This is a genomic window from Cohnella sp. OV330, from assembly GCF_900112065.1.
Taxonomy (GTDB): Bacteria; Bacillota; Bacilli; order Paenibacillales; family Paenibacillaceae; genus Cohnella.
On sequence record NZ_FOKE01000001.1, the window covers coordinates 209,478 to 233,701 of the forward strand.

15 protein-coding genes are annotated in these 24,224 nt (G+C 60.3%); 1 reads left to right on the top strand and 14 read right to left on the bottom strand.

The genetic code is table 11. From position 1 onward, the window contains the following. Positions 1-189: 189 nt before the first annotated feature. The 14 genes from BM235_RS00855 to BM235_RS00920 all read right to left on the bottom strand — a co-directional run bounded on the left by BM235_RS00855 (position 190) and on the right by BM235_RS00920 (position 22,114). Positions 190-1,086, bottom strand: coding sequence for an SDR family oxidoreductase (locus BM235_RS00855; protein ID WP_090108646.1), 897 nt, complete (start codon positions 1,084-1,086; stop codon positions 190-192). A gap of 83 nt (positions 1,087-1,169) precedes the next feature. Next, positions 1,170-2,492, bottom strand: a complete 1,323-nt coding sequence (locus BM235_RS00860; RefSeq protein ID WP_255374003.1) for a Gfo/Idh/MocA family protein — start codon at positions 2,490-2,492, stop codon at positions 1,170-1,172. A gap of 60 nt (positions 2,493-2,552) precedes the next feature. Continuing rightward, the gene (locus BM235_RS00865; protein ID WP_090108647.1) at positions 2,553-4,214 is read right to left on the bottom strand and encodes a DUF4091 domain-containing protein; all 1,662 of its coding nucleotides are present in this window, start codon (positions 4,212-4,214) and stop codon (positions 2,553-2,555) included. Positions 4,215-4,279: 65 nt separating this feature from the next. Then, entirely contained in the window at positions 4,280-7,912 is a 3,633-nt protein-coding gene (locus BM235_RS00870) for a right-handed parallel beta-helix repeat-containing protein (protein ID WP_090108648.1), read from the bottom strand. 142 nt (positions 7,913-8,054) lie between these two features. Next, positions 8,055-10,403 (bottom strand): AraC family transcriptional regulator, encoded by a 2,349-nt coding sequence (locus BM235_RS00875; RefSeq protein WP_090108649.1) that lies wholly within the window; start codon positions 10,401-10,403, stop codon positions 8,055-8,057. A gap of 121 nt (positions 10,404-10,524) precedes the next feature. Beyond that, the gene (locus BM235_RS00880; protein WP_090108650.1) at positions 10,525-11,820 is read right to left on the bottom strand and encodes an enolase C-terminal domain-like protein; all 1,296 of its coding nucleotides are present in this window, start codon (positions 11,818-11,820) and stop codon (positions 10,525-10,527) included. Next, on the bottom strand, positions 11,817-12,749 hold the full coding sequence (locus BM235_RS00885) for a Gfo/Idh/MocA family oxidoreductase (protein WP_199408917.1): 933 nt from the start codon (positions 12,747-12,749) through the stop codon (positions 11,817-11,819). Before BM235_RS00885 ends, BM235_RS00880 begins: the two co-directional genes overlap by 4 nt. A 46-nt stretch (positions 12,750-12,795) precedes the next feature. Further along, positions 12,796-13,821, bottom strand: a complete 1,026-nt coding sequence (locus BM235_RS00890; RefSeq protein WP_090108652.1) for a carbon-nitrogen hydrolase family protein — start codon at positions 13,819-13,821, stop codon at positions 12,796-12,798. After that, positions 13,769-14,755, bottom strand: a complete 987-nt coding sequence (locus tag BM235_RS00895; RefSeq protein WP_090108653.1) for a hydroxyacid dehydrogenase — start codon at positions 14,753-14,755, stop codon at positions 13,769-13,771. Before BM235_RS00895 ends, BM235_RS00890 begins: the two co-directional genes overlap by 53 nt. A gap of 94 nt (positions 14,756-14,849) precedes the next feature. Further along, the gene (locus BM235_RS00900; protein WP_090108654.1) at positions 14,850-16,427 is read right to left on the bottom strand and encodes an ABC transporter substrate-binding protein; all 1,578 of its coding nucleotides are present in this window, start codon (positions 16,425-16,427) and stop codon (positions 14,850-14,852) included. Between the two features lie 198 nt (positions 16,428-16,625). Next, a complete protein-coding gene (locus BM235_RS00905) occupies positions 16,626-18,188 on the bottom strand; it encodes an ABC transporter substrate-binding protein (protein ID WP_158543642.1) in 1,563 nt (520 codons plus the stop codon). Positions 18,189-18,311: 123 nt separating this feature from the next. After that, entirely contained in the window at positions 18,312-19,268 is a 957-nt protein-coding gene (locus tag BM235_RS00910; protein ID WP_090108656.1) for a carbohydrate ABC transporter permease, read from the bottom strand. A gap of 13 nt (positions 19,269-19,281) precedes the next feature. Beyond that, positions 19,282-20,199, bottom strand: coding sequence for an ABC transporter permease (locus BM235_RS00915; RefSeq protein ID WP_090108657.1), 918 nt, complete (start codon positions 20,197-20,199; stop codon positions 19,282-19,284). Between the two features lie 421 nt (positions 20,200-20,620). After that, positions 20,621-22,114, bottom strand: a complete 1,494-nt coding sequence (locus BM235_RS00920) for an ABC transporter substrate-binding protein (protein ID WP_143106608.1) — start codon at positions 22,112-22,114, stop codon at positions 20,621-20,623. A gap of 204 nt (positions 22,115-22,318) precedes the next feature. Between BM235_RS00920 and BM235_RS00925 the strand changes: the two genes are divergently transcribed. Beyond that, positions 22,319-24,217, top strand: a complete 1,899-nt coding sequence (locus tag BM235_RS00925; protein WP_090108659.1) for an alpha-galactosidase — start codon at positions 22,319-22,321, stop codon at positions 24,215-24,217. Positions 24,218-24,224 lie beyond the last annotated feature (7 nt).

Sequence of the window (24,224 nt, forward strand, 5' to 3'; positions counted from 1 at the left end):
GCCAATCCATGGCGCGAACCGGGCAATCCCCTTCACTACGAGAGGCGACGTGCCAATCCATGGCGCGAACCGGGCAATCCCCTTCACTACAACAAGCGATGGGCGGACGTCTCCCGTCATAAGCAAAAACGGGACGAAGCAAATATCGCTTCGTCCCGTTTGCAATAGCCGATCCTCTCGCGGATGCGCTTATGGCGTCGGCGTGCCGCCGTTGGCGTTCAGCGTCTCGCCGCTTACGTAGCTGGATTCCTGGCTCGCCAGGAATACGTACGCCGGCGCCATCTCCGCCGGCTGGCCCGGACGGCCGAGCGGCGTCGTCTCGCCGAACTTCGCCAGCTTCTCCGTCGGCTGGCCGCCGGCGACCTGGAGCGGCGTCCAGACCGGCCCCGGCGCGACGACGTTGACGCGGATGCCCTTGCTCGCGACCTGCTGGGCCAGCGCCTTGCTGAACACGTTGATCGCGCCCTTCGTCGTCGCGTAGTCGAGCAGGATCGGCGCGGGCTTGTACGCCTGAATGGACGACGTATTGATGATCGTGCTGCCCGGCTTCATATGCTTGATCGCCGCCTTGCACAGCCAGAACAAGCCGTATACGTTCGTCTTGAACGTCGCGTCGAACTGCTCCGTCGTCAGGTCGGCGATGTCCGGCACGAACTGCTGCATGCCCGCCACATTCGCCAGGATGTCGAGGCCGCCGAGCTTGTCGACAGCGGTCTGCACCAACTGTTCGCAGTAAGCCTCGTCCTTCTGGTCGCCAGGCAACGCAATGGCCGTACTCCCGGCCTCTTCCACCAGCCTGACGACCTGCTGCGCGTCCGCTTCCTCCTCCGGCAAATACGAGAGCACGACGTCGGCGCCCTCTCTCGCGAAGGCGATCGCCACAGCGCGGCCGATGCCACTGTCCGCCCCCGTGACGATCGCCTTGCGGCCGGCGAGCCTTCCCGTGCCGCGGTACGTCCGTTCGCCGCAGTCGGGAATCGGTGTCATCTCGACTTGGAGACCGGGCGGCTCCTGCGTCTGTTGATACTCCGGTCCCGCCTTCGGATACTGCTTCGTCGGATCTTGCATCGCGTATTGGTCGGCCATCGAAAAATCCCTCCATTAAGCGTTTCGCGAATTTTTAACTGATAGGCTCAAACTCCTTTCTATATAACCTTCCTCGCCTTCCTTTAAACGAAAATGCCGTCCCAGTCGATCTCGATCGTCCGGCCGGCAGCCATCGATACGTCCGCTCGGAAGCCCGCCACGTGCCCGACGATCGAATGCGCCAGCGAGGTCGAATAGCCGGCGTCCGGATCGCCCCGGACGACCCGCAGGAAATCCTCGACGAGCCGGTGATCGCCGCCCCCGTGCATCTCGCCGGACACCTCGATCGCGACCTTGCGTTCCGCGTATACGCCGCCTTCCGTCCACGGATCGGGATGCCGGACGACGAACGAGCCCTCCTCCAGCTCGCCGTAGATCTCTCCTTTAGTCCCCGTAATATGCACGGTCCTGCAGGCTTTGGAGGTCGCCCCGACAAGGCTGTGCGCCGCCGTGCTCCCGTCCTCGAATTCGAACTGGACGACCTGATGGTCCACGATGTCGTTGTCGCAGCGCCATACGCAGCGGCCGAAGCGATTGTCTCCCGCCAGGCTCGCCAGCTTCTCCTCGTCGCTCGGCCGCACGCCGTCCAAGTAACCCGGCCATACGTACACTGGCCATAATCCCCGATCCACGTAGAGCGTCTTGGCGGAGTAAGGGCAGCGCTCTTCGATCGGGCAATCAACAACGCATCGGGTGCCCGCTCCCTCTGGCGCGCGGTCCTCGCGGAACTGCGAGAGCCGGCCGAAGCTGCTGACGCGGACCGGCTTGATCCCCGTCTTAAACCAAGAGATCAGATCCAGATCGTGACAGCACTTGGCCATGAGAAACGAAGACCCGTCCCTCTCCAGGCTCGCGAACTTGCCCCGCACGAAGGCGGTCGCCATATGGTGATAATCGACGTTTTCCTCCGTCTGGATATGAATGACGTCGCCGATCTCTCCGGTCTGGATGATCCCGTTCAGTGCCTGATAAAAAGGCGCGTAGCGCAGCACGTGGCAGATCATGACCTTGCGGCCAAACGTCTCGGCGGCGCGATAGAGCTCGAGCACCTCGGCCTCCGAGATGCCGACCGGCTTTTCGAGCAGCACGTCGTAGCCCTTGCGGAGCAGCGGCAGCGTCGTCCGCATGTGGAGCGCGTCCAGCGTTCCGTTGATGACGGCGTCGGCCAGCTTCGGACGGGACACGAACGCGTCGATGTCCGCGAAGCACCGGTCCGCGGGTAAATCGTACAGACTGGCCGTATGCGCCCGCCGGACCGGATTGGGCTCTACGACGCCGACGACCCGCATCGCGTCCGGATGCTTCAACGAATAAGCGGCATAGTTCATCGCGCGGCTGCCCGCGCCGACGATGACAACTGTGACAGGCTCGCCCCGCGCGCCAGTCGTGTCGGAAGTTCCGTTCACTTGGATTCACTCCTTGGCAAAATGACGGCGCAGGACGAATCGTCCTGCGCCGCGTTCGTATTAACCGATATGCGCCTTGATCGCCGCGTTCACCGATTCTCTCAATCCCAGCAGCCACGCGGCGTCGCGAGGATACGCGCTGAACGTCAGCGGCTCTTCAAGCCCGTCTTCGATCATCGCCAGCAAGCGATCGCGGCCGACGAAGCCTTCGAGCAGCTGGAGCGCGCGCAGGTCCTGAAGGGCTTCGTAGAACACCTCCATGCGGATCGATTCGACCGGCGTGCCGTCCGCTCCCGGATAGACGAGGAACGCGTCGCCGGAAGGAAACGTGCAGCCGGCATCTGTCACGCGGTACGGATCGATCGCCTCGATCGAATATTGCGCATTCCAGAAGTTGTAGCCCCAGTGCAGGAACCCGGCGATCCGGAACTTGTACAGCTGGATGCCGATCACGCGGTTGCGGGCCGAAGGCATGTTGAAGAACCGGTTGGACACCTGCTTGTATTGCGCGCAGCAGTAGTAGGTCCACAGCTCCGGAACCCCACGCTCCAGGAAGGGTCCGATATGATCGTTGGACGGTATCGGCCGCCGCACGAGACCCTGCTCGTAATAAGCATAGTCCGTAAGCGCGTCGATGATCGGCAGCTCCCCGAGGTGCGCCTGCATCAGCTCGCTCGCGCTTCGGTACCAGGGCATATGCCCTTCCAGCGGTTCGTCGGAGATGTGGAAGTAGCTGCGATCCATGAGTCCGCGCCGGCGAAGGAAGACGACCAGACATGGCAGGAACGCGCCGAGGAACGCTCTGTACGCCTCGCCTGCCGAATCGGTGTCCCAACCGAAAATCCGCCGGTACGTCCCGTTGTCGTCGGCCAAGATCTTGGGCGCGTGCTTCGCGCCCCATTGCGTGAACAAATGCGAAAATTCAAAGTAGCGGATGCCGACCCGGTCGCACATGGCAATCCAGCGCTCCAGGCGTTCGAACCCGAAGACGTAGCACGCTCCGTCCTTCGTCACGTCCACCAGCTGGACCGTCGGCCGCTCGCCGCCGACCGCGGTGTCGAGCGGAGGCGTGAACAGCGGCGTCAGCACCATGTTCATGCCATGATGCACGGCCGTATCCAGGTAGCGCTCGATCAGCGTCCAGTGCGCATCGCTGAACACTTCCACGCCGTAGTAGGTAGCCAGACAATCGCCATGGAACCATTCGGTATGGATAAGCGTCTGCGGCGGCAGCTCCGCGTCCACGATTTCCAGCTCGAAGCGTTCCTCCCCAAGCGGTTCTCCGTCCTCGCCCGCGAACCGGACGACGACGGGATGAATGCCCGCAGGAGTATCGGCATCGGTCGTTACCGTGACCCACACCGACCGCCACTGATGGCGAAAACCGGTCACGCCTTTTTCGTCCTTGATCGGGTACAGCGGATCGGGATACAGACCCGGCGTCGCCCGAAGGATGTTGTCGTCGTGGTCGTACTGGCTGGGCAGCTCCGCCGGCGACAATCCCACGGATCTTAGGGAGACTCGGTCTCCGAACGGGGATTCCGCGCTGACGGCGATCTGCTTGGTCAGCCTCGGCGCGCGGTAAGCGACCTGAAAGGCGTAGGTCTCTCCTTTGAGCGCCGAGCCGCGCAAGTAAGGGACGGCGCGAAGCGGTTCGTCCGCGAAGACCTTCTCCAGTGAATGCAAACACCGAGTTTCGAATAGCGCGTCGGGGTGGGTCATGGGATTGCTCCTTCTTATATCGAAGCTATGGGATTCTTAAGCTATTGTACGTAGAGCGATATGCATTAGTCCTTGCCCGACTGGTCATGGGGAACAGAGAGCGTCGCCGTTCCCACTGTGCTGTTGCCCGCCTTGTCCGTCGCAGTGTAAGTGACCGTATACACCCGGCCTTTCTCCGCGCGCACTTGGAACGACCGGGCGTCCGTGCCGACCTCCGCGATAATGTCATTGCCGGCGCTCGCCGGCGCATTGCTCGCGATCGACGTCAGAACGACCGAATCCAGGCCCGATCCTTCGTCGGCCGCGGTCACAGCGGCGTTGACCGTGACCATCTTGTGGTTCGGCGGCCAGACGGACGACTTGTCAAGCTGGATGGCCAGCGTCGGATTCGTCGTGTCCGGCGGCGGCGCGTCGCCTTCGATCTGGACGTTCAAGCTCGAGATGACCGCCTTGACCGGGAGCTTGCCCGCGCCCGAGTACATGCCGATGCCCGCCAGGAAGTCGCCGCCCTGGAACTCGACGGTCGTGCTGCCGATCGACACCCAAGCGTTGTCTTTCAGGTAGAATCCTTCAACGTTGTTGCCCGTCTTCACCAGCTTCATCTGGAACGGCGCGGCGATGCTCTTGCCTTGGAAGTCGAGCAGCAGGCCGGTTTGCGAGCCCCAGTACTTCTGCTCGGCTACGGGCTTCTGCGCGTCCAGGATGCTCTCCTCGTTGCGGAATACGTAGCGCAGCACCTTGCCGGTGCCGTCCGTGCGGAAGTGCACGTGCTTGGAATCGGCGGTATCCTGCGCCCGGAACATCAAGCCGACCGAAGCCGGATCTCCGGCCCCGAGCGAATCGATCGTCGCCGTCAGCGTGACCGTCGCATTCGGATCGTTGACATGGACGGGCTTGCTGAAGTAAATGAAGTCGTCGCTCGCGTTCCAGACGTTGTCGCCTTGGCCGATCAAGTTATAGGTCGTGCCGGACACCGTGGCGAAGCCTCGGCTGTGGGCCCCATAGGTACGCACCGACCAGTCGCCGACCGGCGCCAGCGGGCCGTTCGGGAACACCGTGACGACCGCCGACGCTGCCTTCGTAATGCCGTCCTTAACCGCGATCGCTTCGACCGTGACCTGTCCCGGCGCCAGCGCCGTGAAGGACGCGTTGCCCCCGGTCACGCCGTCGATGCGTAGGACGCCGCTATCGCTGGACGTGAATTGCACGTCCGCCGTCGAGAGATCCGCAGCCTGGTCGTTCTGCTGCTTGCCGACGAGCGGGATCGTGCCCGTGTCGCCCGCCGTGAAGATCGGATTCGGCAGATTGACGCTGACTTCCTTCAGCAGCGTGTCGCTCACGCCGGAGTCGAACGGCGTGGTCTCGAACAGTCCGAGATCGTCGGCGTAGGAAATGCCGGTCGTGGCGTTGCTCTTGTAGATCCGCACGCGCGCGCTCGTAATATCCGGTCCTGTATGGAATGGCACTTCAATGCGCGTGTACTTTTCCGCTTTCGTCGAGATGTCCTTGTCGGCTCCGCCGTATTGGGTCACGCCGACGATGATCGTTTCTCCCGGTTCGTTGTAGACCCAAGCGACGAACTTATAGTCCGTGTTCGGCTTGAGGCCGTTGACCTTCTGCTCGACGCCGCCGCCCTTGCCGAGCTTCAGCCGCGATTGGTAGCCTCTGTTTTTCCAGACCTCGGTACCCGTTGCGTTCGGCACTTGTTCGAGCGACGTCGTCGTCGTCGACCATGGGAGCCAGTTGTCCAGCGTGCCGAAGCCCCCGTTCTTGATCAGGTTCATATAAGGGGTCGCGATTTGCGTGTACGACGGGTTCGGCGGATTGTCGAAGTTCGGCCCCACCGTCCAGTCGGTACCGCCGTATTCGTATGCGCCCGCGTCGGGCGCCGCGCCGACGTAGTCGTCCGTGATGCCCTCAATGACGGCGCCCGTGTTGATCGCCGTGGAGCCGGCGCCGAGACGGAAGTTGCCGTTCGCCGCATCGACGAAGTTCACGCCGCTGGCCGAAACCGTGTTGAACCCGTTGGCCGTATCCGCGGTGAGCCCTACTTTGTTGGTAAAGATGTTGTTGTAAACCCGCGAGCCGTACAGCTCCTGGTCGTAAGGCGCGGAGCCCCAATACCCGACGCTGCTCACGTCGTTGTTCACGACGGTATTGTTGTAGATGAGACGGTAGTTGCCCGGCGTGTTGAGCTGGATGCCGACGTTGTTGTTGTAAATGACGTTGTGGTGGGCGACGACATTGGCGGCGTAATTGTCGAAGTACAAGCCTACGCTCATGTCCGTGCCCTTGCTGTCGTGAATCAGGTTGTGGTGAATCTCGCTGTTGCCCATGTCCGCGCCCCAGCTGTAGATCAGCGCGCCGTCGCGGGACAGCCACATGCCGTCGTGGATGTCGTTGTATTGAATCTCCGCGCTGCCCCTGTTCCAGTAGAGGATGTAGCGTCCGGAATTATACATATCGTTGTGGCTGATCAGGTTCTGGGAGCCCGTCGACAGTTTGACGACCGGATCGTAGGCCGCGAAGTAGCTGCCGTCGTGAATGGAATTGTTCACGATGCGGTTGTTGCTGCCGTCGATGTTGATCAGCGTACCGGTCGAGTAAGCGATCGTGCTGTTCTTGATTTCGTTATTGCTGCCGCTTATATTGATGCCGCCCGTAAGCTGGTGGGCGACGGACGTGCCGTGCGATTCGGTCGAGAAATACAAATACTCGGCCGTGATGCCGTCGAGCACGTTATAGCTCGCGCCGCCGTCCATCGGGATGCTGCCGGCGAAGGTCTGCAGCCCTTCCAGATGGATATAGGAGCGCCCGCTCAGATCGAACGTCTTGAGGCGCTGCTTGATCTCGACGTTCTCCGGCTGTCCGCCGTCCGGCGCCCACAGATAGACCTTGCGCGCAGCCGAGTCGACGTACCATTCGCGCGGCGCGTCCAGCTCGCTGCGTACGCCCGACAGATAGAAGGTGGATCCGAGCTCCGGCCACATGTAGTCGAAGTTTTGGATGATCGTCGGGTAAGTAAGCGTATGCGTCGCCGCGTCAAAGCCGGTGATCTTGGTGGATACCGGGTTATACGCGTCGCCGCCCCGGATCCACATCGTCGCGCCGACCCAGTAATCGTTGGCCTGCGTCAGTTGATTACTCGACAGCGTCGTTGCCGAGCCGCCCGTCGCGATGCCTACGTGCGCCTTCAACTCGGGCAGCGTATAGTCGTCGATATTGGGCCATCTCGCTTCCCACAGCGGCGTGACGCTTCCTTCATCCCGTATGAAGAGCTGGTTCTGGTCGCCCAGGCTGTTCATGCCCGCGGGCAGGTCGGCGACATAGATATGCCCCGAATCCAGCGTCCAGCCGCCGATCGGCTCGGCGCCGCTGACGACGACGGTGGCGCCAGGCTCCGCCGCGTACGTAATCGGCAGTCCCGACGTGCCGCTCTCGGCCGGTCTGACCGTCTCGCGGTAGGTGCCGGAATCGATCAGGCACGTATCGCCCGCATGCATCACCGCCGCGCACTTGCCGATCGTCTGGAAGGGTGTCGCGGAAGAACCGTCCGCCGCGTCGCTGCCCGTCTTCGAGACGTGATACGTGATCGTAGCCGCCTGCGCGCCGGGAGCAGGCACGAGCCCGATAGCCAATAGTGCAATCATAAATGCCGCCATGCTGGAAACAAGCTTTGATTTCTGTTTCTTGTACAAGAACCATACCTCCTCTTGTCAGATGGCGGATCGGTAGAATCCGCACCTCATACAGTAGCAGGACAGGAAAGAAAAAAAAGTGCAAAATCTGCACTTTTCCCCCTTGTCGCGCTCAACGATATGGATTTTAGTGAAACTTGTTCTATAAGCCCATCGATTTTTTGATGCGGTAATCCTTCGGCGTCGTGCCGAAGCGTTTTTTGAACAACTTGAAGAAGTAGCTGTGCGAGCTGAACCCGACTTTCTCGGAAATCTCGTTGACTTGCCAGTTGTTTTTTTCGAGCAGGATCACCGCGTTTTGCAGGCGGACTTCGTTGATGTAGTCGGCCACCGATACGGTTTCGTACTTTTTGAAGATCCGGCCCACGTAAGCCGGCGACATCTTGAGCAGATCCGAGATCTCCTGGAGGCTGAGATTCGCGTTGGCGTAGTTCGCTTGAATGACGTCTTTGATCGTATCGACGATGACCTGGACCTTGTTCTCGACGACGGCCTTGTGATCGACGAAGATCGCGTCCAGAATCTGGACGAACGCCTCGAAAATCTCGTCGAGCGTTTCCTTTTCGAATACGAGACCGTCGATGGAGCGCAAGTCCAGCGTTAGCGGCGATACCTTGTTCTGGTTGATCTCGCGGATCGTCTGCTTGATGATGATGCCCACGTGTACGACCGACTGGATGACCGCGTCCGAGCTCATGCCGGAGATGACGCCCCGAATCCGGTCCAGCTCCTGATGGACTTGCTCTTGCCGGCCAGACTTAATCCCCTCGATCAGCTTGCGTTCGAGCTCGGGCGGGATCTGCGCGTCGTGGTTGTCCTGCTTTTCCCGAACGATCTCGGGCGTGATCACCGCGTTCGCGCCGACGTTCATCCGGTACTGCAAATAATCGAGCGTTCGTTCGTAGGAATAGGTCAGCTCGCCGTACGACGGGACGAGATCGCTAAGCGCCACCGTGAACGTGATGTGGTAGAGATCGTTTACGATCGTTTGCGCTTTGCGCATCGACGCCGAGATTCGCTCGTACGTATCCTCGTCCGGCTTCCCGATGTCGAACAGCAGCACGAAGTGCTCCTCCCGAAGATCCACCGCGTCCACGGGGAGAACCTCGGAGACGACCTCCTGCACGATGTTGGAGACGGCGAACTGCAGCAGCTTCAGATCCAATCCCCGGGTTTCTTTGAGCTTCTTGTAGTCGTCTACCTTAATGACGCCGAGCACGAACGGCCACTCCAGATCCGTCTTGAGGTACCCTCGTTCGCGGAACGACCGCAGCTCTTCCGCCGTAATCGCCGTGCTGTCGGTCACGAGCTTGCGCAAGTGATAAGAGCAGATAATATTTTCGTTGCCGGCTTGCCTGGACTGCTCCGAGGCGAGCTTGTCGACCAGCCGGTCGTAGATATCCGTGACATAGCTGAATTCGTCCTTGCCCTGCGGACGGTCCGCCGCCACGCCGGACACGCGTTCGGTCTGCTTCAGCAGCACGTTGACCGGATTGTAAAGCTTGTTGGAGACGAACAGGGAAGCGAGCAGCGCCAGGAAAAAGGAGATCGCGGCCACGGTGATGAACACCTTTTTAAGCTGCTCGATCTGCGCCAGCACGCCCGTATAGGGCTCGATGTCCACGATGACCCAGTCCGTCGACGCGTTCGCCATATAGTTCACGATCTGCTTCTGACCGTCCAGTTTGTAAGTGAATTGGGACACCGCCTGGTTCGAGGCGTCGATTCTTCTGTAGATCTCTTCCTTGAGCTCGGAGAGCCCTTCGTCCGCCGGCGCGACGGGACTGTAGATCTCTTTGTTCTGGTCCATGATAAAAATACGGTTGGAGGGATCGTCGGACCTCGCGTTCATCAGCTCGAGCTTCTGGAACAGCCATTCCGGCTTGATATTAATAATGAGAGCGCTGTCAGTCTTGTTGTAAGTTTCGACCGAGTCGTACATGTAGAGCGAGAAAATCTCCTGCGAATTCTGCGGACGTTCGGTGTTGGGCGCGTAAGCGATCGGCATGAGCTGCATCTTGTAAATGGGCTTGGTGCCGGCCAGGTAGCTCTTCGTAATGTCCATGAGATTGCTTTTGGGGCTTGATATCGAATCGTCGCCGCTCGTAAAGTAGGTATCCCGCTTGCTGTTGTAAAAAACGATAGAATGGACGAACGAGTTGTAGGCGATCGTCTTGTTGAGCTTGTTGATCCGCAGCGTATCTTCGAAGCGGTCCAGCTCCCGGCTGAACAGCAGCTGCGCCATATCGTTATCGTAGTAAAGGGAGATCGCGAAGTTTTTGACCGTCTCGTTCATATAGGAAATGTTGTAGTTGATCTGGGAGAGCACCTTCTCGTTGGCTTCCCGCTGTGAATCGAGGCTGATCTTTCTCGAGTACATGTACGCGGACAGCAAAGAAGCAAGCATGGATGCGACGATCAAGAGATTGATCGAGAGCATGATGCGCATCAGGTATTTGCGTTCTCTGTATTTTCGCAGGTAGTGTGTCATGGCTGATCCCCTCCATCTCTACCTTAACAGGAATACAAACGAAGAGAAAAGTGCAAAATCCGCACTTTTCTCCATTCCGGACAGTCCAAAAAGCTTCATTTTACAGCGATTGAAAAGATTGCTATTTCAGATTGCACTGCAAATCGTAATAGGCGCTCCGATCGAGCGCGCCGCCGCTGCGCGCGTAAAATTCCGCGTCGAGCCGGAACATGCCGGACGCCGCTTCGATCCATGCGCCCTCCGGCCTTGGATGGCGGCGCTTCATCGCGCCCCAGTCCCGATAGTTCTGTCCGCCGTTGGATTCGATCAGCCCCATGGACAGACCGGGCAGCGGCGCGAGGCGCGCGGCCAGATTTTTGTTCCAATCGACCATGACGGGGCTGGCCGTCAGATCCGCGCAGAAGCAAGGGATGCCGTAAGCGGCTGCCGTCCGGGCGATCCGCAGGCTCATGCTCATCGTCTTGGCGACGGGCTTGAGCGCGAATGCCCCGTAGCCCATTTGGATGCGCGCGATCGCATCCCCTTCGTCGTGCACGCTCTCGTCGCCCGCCACCCGGACCGGCACGTCGGCTACGCTCGCGTGGACATGCTCGAGGAAGGGCTCCTCGACCACCAAGATACAGTCCAGCGCGCCCATCCGCTCCGCCGCCTCGATCAGCCGCCGCAGCGGCTCCAGGCCGCCGTAGCGTCCGTTGATGTCCAGGTAATAAACGATCCTCCCGCTCTCGGTATGCGGACAGTCGCGGCGGTCCGCGATCCGGTGGATCTCCTCGAGCCGCCTGATATCCCATGCGAGCATCTTGTCCGGATCTCCGTCGCCGTCCGGGTCGGATCCGAGCTTGATCTTCAGGACGAAGTAGCCTTCGTCCAGCAGCGCCTCGACGTCCGCCGCCGTCATGCCGTAGGAGACGACCGGCGTGCAGGCCAGACGGTCGTGACGGGCCGTCAGGGCGGACCGATAGACCTCGGGGATCAGCTCGTAAAAGGAGGCGTCGGGATGCCGCTGGGCGAGCAAGGCCCAGGCCGCATGGTCCACGGGCACGAGCGCGTTCAGCGCGAAGGTCGCGCGGAGCGGGCTTGCGACCCAGGCTCTATCGCCGTATGCGCGCGCCTGACCGAGCAAACCGTCCAGCAGGTCGAGCGGCGTTTCGAAGGTAGCGCCCTCCGCCGCCTCCAGCGCGTGCGCGGTGATCGACTGCATGAAAGCATTGCCCCGTTCATGGCCCCATCTCGCATGCACGTCCGGGTCGGACCACAGCACGCTCTGGACGCCCAGTCCGGTCGCCCTGTTGCCGATCTCATCCGCCAGACAGACGACGGACTGCCACAGCTCGTCGACGTACCCGCCCTTGAAGCCGAACGGCGCCGCGAGCGGCTCGCGTATCGCGCTCAGACTCGTCTTCTTGATCGTGATCATCGCGCTTGCCCTCTCGCTTTCATGCGATATTGAACGGCGAACGCCGCCCCGTCGTATCCCGGCTCGGACGAGACCGCCGCTTCGTCGAGGGCGACCGTCCGCCCGCCCTCCAGCAAGGAGCGTCTGGCAGCCAACGCCGCGAGCTCCGCTTCGAGCAGCTCGCCCAATGGCGGAAAGGGTGGAACGTTCGTGCTTTCGCCCGCCAGATAGGGCAGCGCGGCCGCGAGGAAGGATCGGTATAGTCTGTCCGCATCGACTTGGAGATGCCGGACTTCGCGCTCCGAGACGATCGTCGCGTAGAAGGGCTGGTAACCGGCGGTCACGCCGACGCTGAGGAATGCCCTGCGGCCGTCATGCCAGACGAGCTCGATCTGATGCTGGATGTGCACGCCTGCCGACCTGACGCTCGCAATGCCCGGTCCCATGATCGCGAGCAGCAGGCCGTACGCGTGGATCCCGTAGTTAAAGTCGTCGACCGAACAGCCGGCCAGCGCGGTCACGACTCGGTCCTCGGGCGCATGCGACCGGCGCCAGGCCTCGGCTTCCTCGCAAAAGCGCAGCGCCGAGCCGCCCGCGATCCGAACGCCGCCGCGCGACCACTCGAGCAGCTGCCGGATGTCGCGCGCGCTGCCCGCCATCGGCTTGTCGATCAGGATCGCCTTGCCCGCTTCGGCGAACGGACGCGCCCGCTCGACATGCAGGTCCCAATTCACGTTGTGGATGATGGCTGCGTCCACCAGCGCCGGCATCTCCGACAGCCGGTCGCAGACGACCGGGATGCCGTGCTTCTCGGCGAACGCGCCGGCCGCGCCCTCATCCTGCACCGTGCCGCCGTCGTATACGGCCGTCACTTCATGTCCCATCTCCTGCAGGATCGGCACCCAGGCTTTCGGGTGGGACGTATCCAGATCGACGATTCCGATTTTCAAAGCGCATGCCTCCTCTGCTTGCCGCTGCCCAGCGTCTTCCTCATCGTCACGGCTCCATCCGTCCGGGCGCATGCCTGGACCGATCCGCCCGCCCGAAGTAGTCGTCGAGCAGTTCCAATTCGAACTCCGCCACGATATCGTCCGTCGTGAAACGCTCCGATTCGCTCGTCAGCAGCACGCACCCGAGGTAGCCGGGATCGTGGATGACGACCTCGGGACCGTACTTGCGCTTGATGTCCGGGAACTTGGCGCCGTTCTCGTCGATATGAAGCACGGCGTAATCGAGATTGACGCGGGTCGTAATAAAAGAATAGTAGTTCGTGCTGCTGGCAGCGATCTCCCCGAGCGGCGTCACGATCGTGCAGGGCGCCCCCGCGACCGCTCCCGCGAAGTAGGATCGGCAAGCGTAGGCCCAGTAGCCCTGCATAAGCCCGCCGTGATACATCGAAGGGAAGACGATCAGGTCGGGCTTCTGTGCAGCATAACGCCGCAGCAGCTCTTCGAAGTTCAGGTCGTAGCAGATCGCGGCCGCCACCCGGCCGAAGTCGCATTCGAAAACGGGCGCCTCCCGGCCGTATAAAATGTTCGTAACCTCATATTCGTCGGGTACCAGATGGTTTTTATGATAGGCGCCCATCACCCGGCCCGCGCGATCGATCAGCTGCATGGCGTTGCGCCACGAGCCGTCCGCGGCCTCGATATGCGCCGGATAGGCGATGTAGCAGCCTTGCCGCTTCGCGACGTCCGCGAAGAAGTCGCGGATCCGGTCCTTGCGCGCGCGATAATACGACAGACGCCGATCGAGCGGGAAGCTCAAAGGATCCGGGCGATCGCAGGCTTCCGGCAGGACGATCAGGTCCGGCCGGTCCGGAAGCACCCGGTCGAGCTGTGCCTGCCAATGGGCGATCATGCGCGCGATCGCCTCTTCGTTCGAGACGTCGGCCGGCATGGCGAGCGGCCGGGGACCCAGACAACTGATGGTAACGTAATTCGCCACTTTGCGTTCCGCCCCTTTCTCGTTAAGCCAGCAGGTGCAGCTGATCGGCCCGCACTTCGCCTTCGAGCGGTTCACCGTCCATGAACGCCTCCGCGTCCAGAACGACAGCCTGCGCAAGCCGCTGCAGCCCGTTGTTGACGGCGCCCGCGATATGCGGCGTGAGCACCACGTTCGGCAGTCCGCGGAAGGGATGGTCCGCGCGCGGCGGTTCGGGCTCGGTCACGTCCAAGCAGGCGAAAAACCGGCCCTTGCGCAGCTCCTCGGCCAGCGCCTCTTCGTCGATGACCGAACCGCGGGCCGTATTGATGATCACGCAGTCGTCCTTCATCAGCGCCAGCCGCTCCCGGTTGAACATATGAAAAGTCTCGGGCAGCGAGGGCAGATGGATCGAGATGACGTCGCTCTGCGCGAGCAGCTCGCCGAGCTCCGCCTTGCGCGCGCCCATCTCCTTCGCCCTTGCCTCGCTGACGAACGGATCGTACAGCGCGATGTCCACGTCGAACTGTCGCAGCAGCTTGATATAGTGCGAGCCCGCCTTTCCCGCGCCGACGACGCCTACCGTCACGTTGTACACCTCGCGAACGTTCGCCCCGTCGCCCCAGCCGCCATCCCGCGTCTCGCGGACGAGCCGCCACATATCCTTCAGCGACACGATCGTGAACCCGAGCGCCGTCTCCGCCACGCCCTTGCCCAGCGCCGCCGTTGCATTGGATACCCGGATGCCGCGCTCCCACAGCTCGGGCGTGACGATCGGCTTCACGGTGCCCGCGGCGTGCAGCACCAGCCGCAGATTCGGGGCGGCGTCCAGCACCCGCGCGGTCAGCGGGCCGCAGCCCCAGGACGTGATCGCGATATCGGCGTCTCTAATGATCGCCTCAAGCTGCGCCTCGGACGGGTCGCCCGCCGTCTCGTTGACGACCACGTCGCCCAGCTTCCGGAGCCGGTCGAGATGCTGCTTCTTGAACACTTTCTCCCGCTGTTCCTTGCCTTGCAGCAGCGCGATTTTCATCCTTGTCGCCTCCCTTACCGCGCAGAAAATAGACGGGGACGAGCCCCAGTCTATTTTCGCGTCGGCTTGCTATTCGAATGCTTCGTTTATCCGATCAAGACTTGCCGTTCGCCGCCAGCCATTCGTTCAGCTGCTTTTGCTTCTCGGCGCGTATCTTTTCGGCTCCCGCCTTCTTCAACTTCTCTTCGTAGATCGGCAGGTACTTCGCCGGATCGAGCGTACCGCTGCCCAGCGATGCGGCATATTCGCCGTTCACCGCGTTGACGTTGGCAATCTCCGTCTTGACCGCCTCGCCGTTGAAGACGAAGCCGTTATACTTGGATACGCGCGCCTCGTTGTTCATCTTGATCGTCTGCTCGATCTTGTCGGCCGGAGAGCCTTCGGGCAGATATTCGTTGGTGATGTTGCCGAAGATCCAGTCCGTGTTCGTGAAATAGCCCGCGTTTTGGTCGATCTTGATAAAGTTGCCCGTCGTCTTCGTGTAGTGCTTGCCTTCGATGCCGTAGACGAGCGTGTTGTACAGCTCCTTGTCGGTGTTGACGAGCTCGAGGAACATCATCGCGCGCTCCGGATTTGGGGACGTGCGGCTGATCGCGTTCATCGTACTGGCCGCGCCCGTGAAGACGGGCTCGCCGAGCGGCACGAGCACGACGTCGTTGCCGCCGTCCGCGGCCTTGTACTCGACCTCGGAGCCCGGCTTGCCCGTCCAGTCGAACCAGACTGCCGTCGTTCCTTTGTTGTAAACGTCAGCGGCGGACTTGAGCGTCGCGGCATCCTGGTTAATATAGCCCTTCGTATACCAGGAGTGCGCGAGGGAGTAATTGGCCCTCATCTCATCCGTCACGTCGGGAAGGACGGTGTTCGTCGAATCGGTATAGTAGACCGGCACTTTAGTGTCGATGCCGTACAGCAGCGCCGTGTAGAAGCCCTTCCACGTGCCGAACGGCGTAATGCCCGGCTCGCCTTCCTTGATCTGCTTCAGGAACGGCTCGAGGTCCTCCATCTTCTTGATCGTGCTGGTATCGAGGTTGTACTTGTCGATGAACCGCTTCTGAATGACGACGCTCGCGCGCTGCGCGGAGAATTGGAAGTTCGGGACCGCATAGATCTTGCCTTGAAGCGTGGCGTCGTCCCAGAACTTCTTATCCAGCGAATCGTACAGCTTCTGCCCGCTCGTCTTCAGCAGATCGTCGAGCGGCAGGAACGCGCCCTTCAACTGATTCTGATCGAACTTGAACGCCCAGCTGGACGTCCAGATGATATCCATCTTCTCGCCGGCGGCGGTCATCGTGTTCATCTTCTGCTCGTAGGTGCCGAAGTCGATCGGATTCAGCTTGACCGTCGCGTTGATCTTTTCCTTCGTGATCTTGTTGACCGCGTCGTTCACCAGCTGAAGATCGGCATTCGCCGCGTTTTGCGGATAATACCAGGTCAGTTCGACGGGAGGCAGCTCGCTGCTGGCCGAAGGAGACGCGCTGGAAGCCGATGGAGACGCGCTGGCGGAAGCCGACGCCGACGCGCTGGCGCTGCCCGACGGAGAAGCGCTTGCAGAAGCGTTTTCGTTATTGTTGTTGCCGTTGCCGCAGCCGGCCGCCGTGAGCGCCATGCCTAGCGAGATGGAAGCGAGGAGCGTGGTCCGGAAACTGAATTTGCCGATGTTTGTTTTATGCAAACTAAACCCTCCCAAGGATTGGATAAAATTCCCGCCAAATGCTATGCAGTATGCCTCGCCGTTCGCCCCGACTTGCCCATGCCTGTCGCGGGCTTTTGGCGAGCCGCTCCCATCGTTCGTCTCTCTATGCGCGGAGAAAATAGACGGGGACGAGCCCCGTTCTATTTTCCGCGCGTTCTTCGATCCGCTAGGCGGCGCTTACTTCTTGCCGTTTGCGGCGAGCCACTCGTTCAGCTGCTTTTGCTTCTCGGCGCGGATCGTTTCGACGCCGGCCTTCTTCAGCTTTTCCTCGTAAATCGGCAGATACTTCGCCGGATCGAGCGTGCCGGTGCCGAGAGAAGCGCCGTATTCTTCCTTGACCGCGTTCACGTTGGCGATCTCCGTCTTGACCGGCTCGGTGTTGAAGACGAAGCCCGTGTACGGCGATACGTATGCTTCATCGTTGACTTTGATCGTTTGCGCGATCTTATCGGCCGGAGCGCCTTCGGGCAGATACTCGTTGGTGATATTACCGAAGATCCAGTCCGTGTTCGTGAAGTAGCCAGCGTCCTGGTTGATCTTGATATAGTCGCCCGTCGTCTTCTCGTAATGCTTGCCTTCGATGCCGTACACGAGCGTGTTGTACAGCTCCTTGTCGGTGTTGACGAGCTCGAGGAACATCATCGCGCGCTCCGGATTTTTGGACGTGCGGCTGATGGCGTTCATCGTGCTGGCTGCGCCAGTGAACGTGGACTGCGCCAGCGGCGCGAGCACGACGTCGTAGCCGCCGTCGGAGACCTTGAACTCGACCTCGGAGCCCGGCTTGCCCGTCACGTCGAACCAGACGGCCGTCGTTCCTTTGTTGTAGGCGTCGGCTGCCGACTTCAGCGTCGCGGCATCCTCCATGATGTACCCCTTCGTGTACCAGGAGTGCGCGAGCTCGTAGCTATGCTTCAGTTCGTCCGTCACGTCCGGCAGTACGGTGTGCGTCGTATCGTCTCTGTAGACTTCGACTTTGTTGTCGATGTTGTACATCAGGCCCGAATAAAAGCCCTTGGTCGTGCCGAACGGCGTGATGCCGGGCTCGCCGTCCTTGATTTGCTTCAGGAACGGCTCGATATCGTCGATCTTCTTGATCGTGCTGAGGTCGAGTTTGTATTTGTCCACGAACCGCTTCTGAAGGACGAGCGACGGACGGCTGGCCGACACTTGGAAGTTCGGCACGGCGTAGATCTTGCCGTCCCGCTTGGCGTCGTCCCAGAACTTCGCCTGCATCGAATCGAACAGCTTTTGTCCGTGCGTCTTTAGAAGATCGTCGAGCGGAAGGAATACGCCCTTCTGCTGGTTCGTATCGAACTTGAACAGCCAGTTGGAGGTCCAGATGATATCGATCTTTTCGCTGGCCGCCGTCGTCGTGTTCATCTTCTGCTCGTAGGTCCCGAAGTCGATCGGCATGAGCTTGACCGTCGCATTGATCTTTTCCTTGGTGATCTTGTTGACCGCGTCGTTCACGAGCTGAAGATCGGGATTCGCCGCGTTTTGCGGATAATACCAGGTCAGCTCGACGGGCGGCAGTTCGCTGCTGGCCGACGGAGACGCGCTGCTTGAAGCCGCGGCCGATGCCGTGGAGCTGGCGCTGCCGGACGGGGCTGCGCTTGGCGAAGCATTCGTATTATTGTTGTTGGAATTGCCGCAGCCCGCAGCCGTGAGCGCAGCCGCCAGCGAGATTGAAGTGAGAAGCGTAGTGCGGAATTTGAATTTGACGTTGTTTGTTTTTTTCAACATGAACCCTCCCGAGAAAAGTTGGATGATGCCTATCGATAGATTAAAGGCCGCCGCGCAACCGTACCGCCTTCACCGCCTTTCCCAGCGCCTTCAATGGGATTTCCCGATATTCGGTCGCGCTTAACCCTTGATCGCGCCTACGGTCAAGCCTTTGACGAAGAAGCGCTGGAAGAACGGGAAGACGAGCAGCATCGGACCCGCGGACATGATGGCGATCGCGAACTTGGCCGCGGTCTTCGGGAAGTTCGCCAGATTGAAGTTGGACATGACGAGCGCGAATTCGGGCCGCGAGGTAATAAAGTCGAGCGAGTTCATCGTCCGCACCAGCAGCAGCTGCAGCGGCACCAGCCGCTCGTTGTCGATGAACAGCAGCGCGTTGAACCATTCGTTCCAATAGTTGAACATGATGAACAATCCGAGCGTCGCGAGCGACGGTTTGGACAGCGGCAGGATCAGCTGCACGAAAATTCGCCACTCCCTCGCGCCTTCCACCTTGGCGGATTCGATGATCTCGAACGGAATTTTGGACATGAAGCCTTTCATGATCAGCACGTAGAATGGGCTCAGCATCCCCGGCACGATCAGCGCCCAGATCGTATCCTTCAAGTGCAGATATTGCGTGACCAGAATGTAGAACGGGACGAGCCCGCCGCCGAACAGCATCGTGAAGAAAACGTAGAAGGAGGTCGGCCGCACGAGGCCGTAATCTCTTCTCGACAGCGTATAGCCCATGCTTGACGTCAGGATCAGGCTAAGCACTGTGCCGACGACGGCGACGAAGATCGTCACGCCGTAAGCGCGCAGGATCGCATCCGGCGACTTGAAGAAGTATTCGTAAGCGGCAAAGGAGAATTTGTCCGGAATCATCCGGTACCCATGATGCAGGATCGAGTTTTCGTCCGTCAGCGATACGATGATGACGAGCGCTAACGGCACGAGCATGCTAAGCGTGATCAGGATAAAGATGAGATGAATGATCAGCGTCGACCACTTGAAGGAAGATTTTTTGGCGGCGGTGGAATCGGCGATCGTTGTCTTCGCGGGCAAGGACTTGGTGGGCACAGAATTGGCAGGCATAGTACTGTCCTCCTTAAAACAAGGAATTTTCTTCGTTGATTTTGCGAACCGTGTAGTTGGCGAGCACGACGAGGACGAGTCCGACGACGGACTGATAGAGGCCGACGGCGGAAGCCATGCTAACGTCCCCAAGCTCGCTGAGCGCCCGATAAATATAGGTGTCGATAATGTCCGTCGTCGCGTACGTCATGCCGTTATTGTTCGGGATGAAGTAGTGTAGGCCGAAGTCGCCGCGGAACATGTTACCGACGCTCATGATGAGCAGAATGATGATGAGCGGCGTCAATTGAGGGAGCGTGACGTTGGTAATCATCTGCCAGCGCTTGGCGCCGTCGATCTTGGCCGCTTCATACAGCTCCGCGTCGATGCCGAGGATGCCGGCGAAGTACACGAGCGCCGAGAAGCCGATCGCTTTCCACAGATGGACCGCATTGAGAATGTAGGGCCAGACGCTGGCTTTGAAGTACCATTGGACCCGATCAAGCCCGAGCCCCTCCAGCCAGCCGTTCAGGAAGCCGTTCTGATGATCGAGAAACGCCATCGTGATATAGCTGACGACGACCCACGACAGGAAGAAAGGCAGAATCATCGCCGTCTGGTAAATCTTCAGCCACTTCTTGGCGACTTCGTGGAGCAATATGGCCACCGCGAGCGAGAATACGGTCGTCATGAACATGTAGCCCAAGTTGTACAGCACCGTGTTCCGCGTGATCCGATAGGCGTTTTCGCTCTCGAACAGAAACTTGAAGTTTTTGAAACCGACCCATTCGCTACCCAGAATGCCCTTGTCGTACACGTAATTTTTAAATGCGATAATTACGCCGAACATCGGGACATACGACATGATGAAAATGTAGATGATCGCGGGAAGCGAGAAAATAAACAATTCGCCGTTCCTGCTCACAAACTTTAAAAACTTGCCGCGTTTCATCGGCCGGCGTCCTCCTTGCTGCTTGGATTTGCGTCTTGCGACGAGCTCTGACCTGACGATATCGCTGTTTTGGGGCGTAGAAAAGTGAAGAAATCGTACTTTCCTCTCCGGTCGAGTGCGCGATTTGTTTTTTACTGCCCGATTGCGCGCGCGGCCCTGAAAAACGAAAAAAGCCGCGAATCGGACGGGAGAAATCCCATCGTTCGCGGCTGCGGCGTCGTGCATGCGGGGCTATAGTAACGATGTGGTACATTGATATTCGGCCGGAAACTGAGGCTTGGGCGGGCATAGCGGAAGTTTGTTCCGCTATCGCGCCAAAGCGCCGCGGTTTGGCAGTATTAGCAGAAGTTTGTTCCGCTATCGCACCACAAATGCGCGGGTTGGGAAGGGTTAGCGGAAGTTTATTCCGCTATTGGCCCAGCTACTCCTTGCCCCGCGCCTTCAGCCATGCGTCCAGCTGCTTCTGCTTCTCCTGAACGATCACGCCGGCTCCCGCCTTCGCAAGCTTGTCTTCATACTCCGCCAGGAAGCGGGCCGGGTCGATCGTGCCCGTGGCGAGGGCGGCATAATACTCGTCGTTGACGGCACGGACGTTCGCGATCTCCGTCTTGACCGGATCCGCATTGAACTCGAATCCTTCGAAGGCGGAGACGGCTGCCTCCTCGTTCGCCTTGACCGTCTGCTCGATCTTGTCCGGCGGGGAGCCCTCCGGCAAATATTCGCCGCGGATGTCGCCGAACACCCAATCCGTATTCGTAAAATAGCCGCCGTCCGGATTCACTTTAATGAAGTTGCCGGTCGTTTTCGTATAATGCTTGCCTTCGATGCCGTACACGAGCAGGTTGTACAGCGCCTTGTCCGCGTTCACGAGATTCAGCAGCATGACCGCCCGATCCGGATGCGAAGACGTCCGGCCGATCGCGTTCATCGAGCTGCCAGCGCCGACGAAGGCCGACCCGACCAGCGGCACCAGCTGCACGTCGTAGCCCCCGTCCGCCGCTTTGTACTCGACCTCGGAGCCCGGCTTGCCCGTGATATCGAACCATACCGCCGTGTTTCCTTTATTGTAGGCTTCCGCAGCATCCTTGAGCGTAGCGGCGTCTTCATTAATGTAGCCCTTCATATACCAGTCATGCATCATCGCAAAATTGGTCCGCATCTCCGGCGTCACGTCCGGGAGCACGGTCGGCGTCGGATCGTTCCGGTAGACGGGCACGATCCAATCGATGCCGTAAAGCAGGTTCGTATAAAAGCCTTTGGTCGTGCCGAAGGGGACGATATCCGGCTCTCCTTCCTTGATCTGCTCCAGGAAGGGCTCGATATCTTCGATCCGTTTGATCTTGAAGACGTCCAGCCTGTATTTATCGATGAATCGCTTCTGAATGACGAGGCTCGGACGCATGGCGGAGATCTGATAGTTCGGGATCGCGTATTGCTTTCCGCCCAGCTTGCCGCCGTTCCAGTATTTCTCGTCCATGGACGCGAGCAATTGCCCACCATATTGGCCAAGCAGCTCGTCGATCGGCTGGAATACGCCCTTTTTCGCATTGGTCGTCCATTGAAACAGCCAATTCGAGGTCCAAATGATGTCCATCTGCTCGCCGGAAGCGACGATCGTATTCAGCTTTTGCTCATAATTGGCGAAGTCGATCGGGCGCAGGTCGACGGTAGCGTTCAGCTTCGTCCGCGTAATTTCATTTACCGCATCGTTCACGAGCCGTTGGTCGAGATTGGACTGGTACTGCGGATAATACCAGATGAGGTTGACGGGATCGAGCCCGGTCGCCGAAGCGCCCGCCGCCTCTCCCCTTCCGCCGCCTCCGGCGCATCCGCCAAGGCATGCAGCGCACATCGCGCAAACGGCCAACACCCACGCCAGCCGGCGCCAAATATCCCGTTCAATCGCATTGTCCACGTTCAACCGCCCCTTCGCCGCCGATCTTCGGATTCTGTATGTCGCGATCGTTCACTTATGTATCAATATAGCAATTCGATCGTCCCCTTGAACATACAAAAGTGCAATATCGCGTGCTTCAAAGATTCGAGTCCTCTGCTAAGCTAGCTTCATACGACCCGGTCTCGTTTGCGGGATCAACGCGTCTTGACGAGGAGGATTCACATGATATTCGAATGGCCTTCCCTGCGTAAGGCAACCGTCACCGCCGTATGCGCCGATCGCAGCCTGCAAGGCGATTTCCAGTTATCGGAAGCGGACGACAATCCGACGTTCCGAATGGATCGGCTCGTCGTATCGCTGTCGCCCGGCGACGGCACCGACGCGCAGACGGTATCGGTTCGCAACGAAGGCTCGGAACCGGTATCGCTCCGTGAGATCCGGCTGGAGTGGTCCGCCTCCCGGCTCGGCAACCGGCTGGACGCGCGGGATTATGTACAACTCCATCATACCCGCGATTTCTCCGGCACATCCGGCGTCCGTCCGGTCCATCGGCCCGTGGCTTGGTCGCCCGCTGACGAGCCCTCTAGCATGGTGAGCGTATTCAGCCACCGCCGCACGGGCGCTTGCATCTTGCTAGGCGCGCTGCCGCCCTACGGCGATTGCTATGTCGATATCGCCATCCTGCATGCGCAGCCCCATCGCGACGGCGCATTCGGGCTTGGCTTTCACCTCCGCTCGCCGCGAACGATCGGCCCGGGGGAGCGCGTCGAGCTTGCGCATCTGCTCGTGCTGCAGGGAGACGACGGCAACGCGCTGCTGTCCGAATATGCGGATCTGATCCGGCAGCGCCTCGCCGCGATACAGTTCGTGCCGCCCGCCGCGCGGATCAACGGCTGGAACAGCTGGGACTACTATTCCGGCGCCGTACGGTCCGAGGACGTGCTGGCCAACGCGGCTGCGGCGAACGCGCTCTTCGGCGATACCTTGCGGTACGTCGTCATCGACGAAGGGTACGAGTGCCAGTGGGGCATCTGGGACGCCGGCTGGAAGTTTCCGCAGGGGCTCGAGACCCTCTGCGCGCAGATCCGCGCCGAAGGCTGCGAGCCCGGCATCTGGACGGCGCCGCTCATGGTCAGTGTCTACACGCCGCTGTACCGCGATCATCCCGACTGGTTCGTCGGCGACGAGAAAGGCAATCCCTTCGTAGAAAATGCGGGCTACGGAAGCATGGTCCAGCTGGATATCACGCACCCCGACGTCGAGGCGCACATCCGCGATACGTTCATTCGGCTTCGAGCCGCCGGGTTCTCGTATTTCAAATGCGACTTCGCGCAGCTGCTGCTCGGCGCCTCGACCTTCCATGACCCGCGGATGTCGCATGCCGGCATGATCCGCCGGTTATTCGAGGTCATCCGGGAGGCCATCGGGGCCGACGCTTATCTGCTCGCCTGCGGCGCGCCCTACGAATCGGTCATCGGCATCGCGGACGCGCACCGCACGACGGGCGACGTCCACAATTATTGGAGCCATATCCGCCACAACATCCGTTCGATGCTGGCTAGGTGGTGGATGCAGGGTGCGATCGGCAATACGGATCCGGACACCGTCAACGTGCGCTGCCCCGAGACGACGGACGACCGCCAGCTCAACCGCCGACTGGCGCTCAATCCTTGGGGGCTGAACGGCGGTTGGGCGGCGGGCAGAGAGATGAACCTGGAGGAAGCCAGGACGCTGCTCCTTTCCTGCTATGCGAGCGGGGGCGACCTGCTCGTCGGGGATTCGATCGTCAAGCTGAAAAGCGCCGGCACCGATATGCTCGCCCACTTGCTGCGGCAGCCTCCCGTTCGGCGCGGCGTTCCGCTCAACCTATTCGAGCCGGACGGCGACGAGCTGCCGATCGTCGCGGCCGAGACGGGCGATCCGGATATCCGGCTGCTCGTGCTGTTCAACCTCGGCGACGATTACCGGACGCAGCGGATCCCCGGGGACTTTCTGGCGTCTAACCTCTCGTGGGCCTCTTTCTGGAGCGGCGAAGCCGAGCCGGCTCCGCGCGACGGAGAGGTATCGCTCATGCCGAGAAGCGCGGTCGCCTGGTGGGTCGCCCGAAGCCGCACAACGTGAATGTCCC

Bases quoted from the DNA above. Each gene is read 5' to 3' on its own strand.
- BM235_RS00855 (WP_090108646.1), bottom strand. From the start codon at position 1,086: ATGGCCGACCAATACGCGATGCAAGATCCGACGAAGCAGTATCCGAAG.
- BM235_RS00865 (WP_090108647.1), bottom strand. From the start codon at position 4,214: ATGACCCACCCCGACGCGCTATTCGAAACTCGGTGTTTGCATTCACTG.
- BM235_RS00875 (WP_090108649.1), bottom strand. From the start codon at position 10,403: ATGACACACTACCTGCGAAAATACAGAGAACGCAAATACCTGATGCGC.
- BM235_RS00880 (WP_090108650.1), bottom strand. From the start codon at position 11,820: ATGATCACGATCAAGAAGACGAGTCTGAGCGCGATACGCGAGCCGCTC.
- BM235_RS00895 (WP_090108653.1), bottom strand. From the start codon at position 14,755: ATGAAAATCGCGCTGCTGCAAGGCAAGGAACAGCGGGAGAAAGTGTTC.
- BM235_RS00910 (WP_090108656.1), bottom strand. From the start codon at position 19,268: ATGCCTGCCAATTCTGTGCCCACCAAGTCCTTGCCCGCGAAGACAACG.
- BM235_RS00915 (WP_090108657.1), bottom strand. From the start codon at position 20,199: ATGAAACGCGGCAAGTTTTTAAAGTTTGTGAGCAGGAACGGCGAATTG.
- BM235_RS00925 (WP_090108659.1), top strand. From the start codon at position 22,319: ATGATATTCGAATGGCCTTCCCTGCGTAAGGCAACCGTCACCGCCGTA.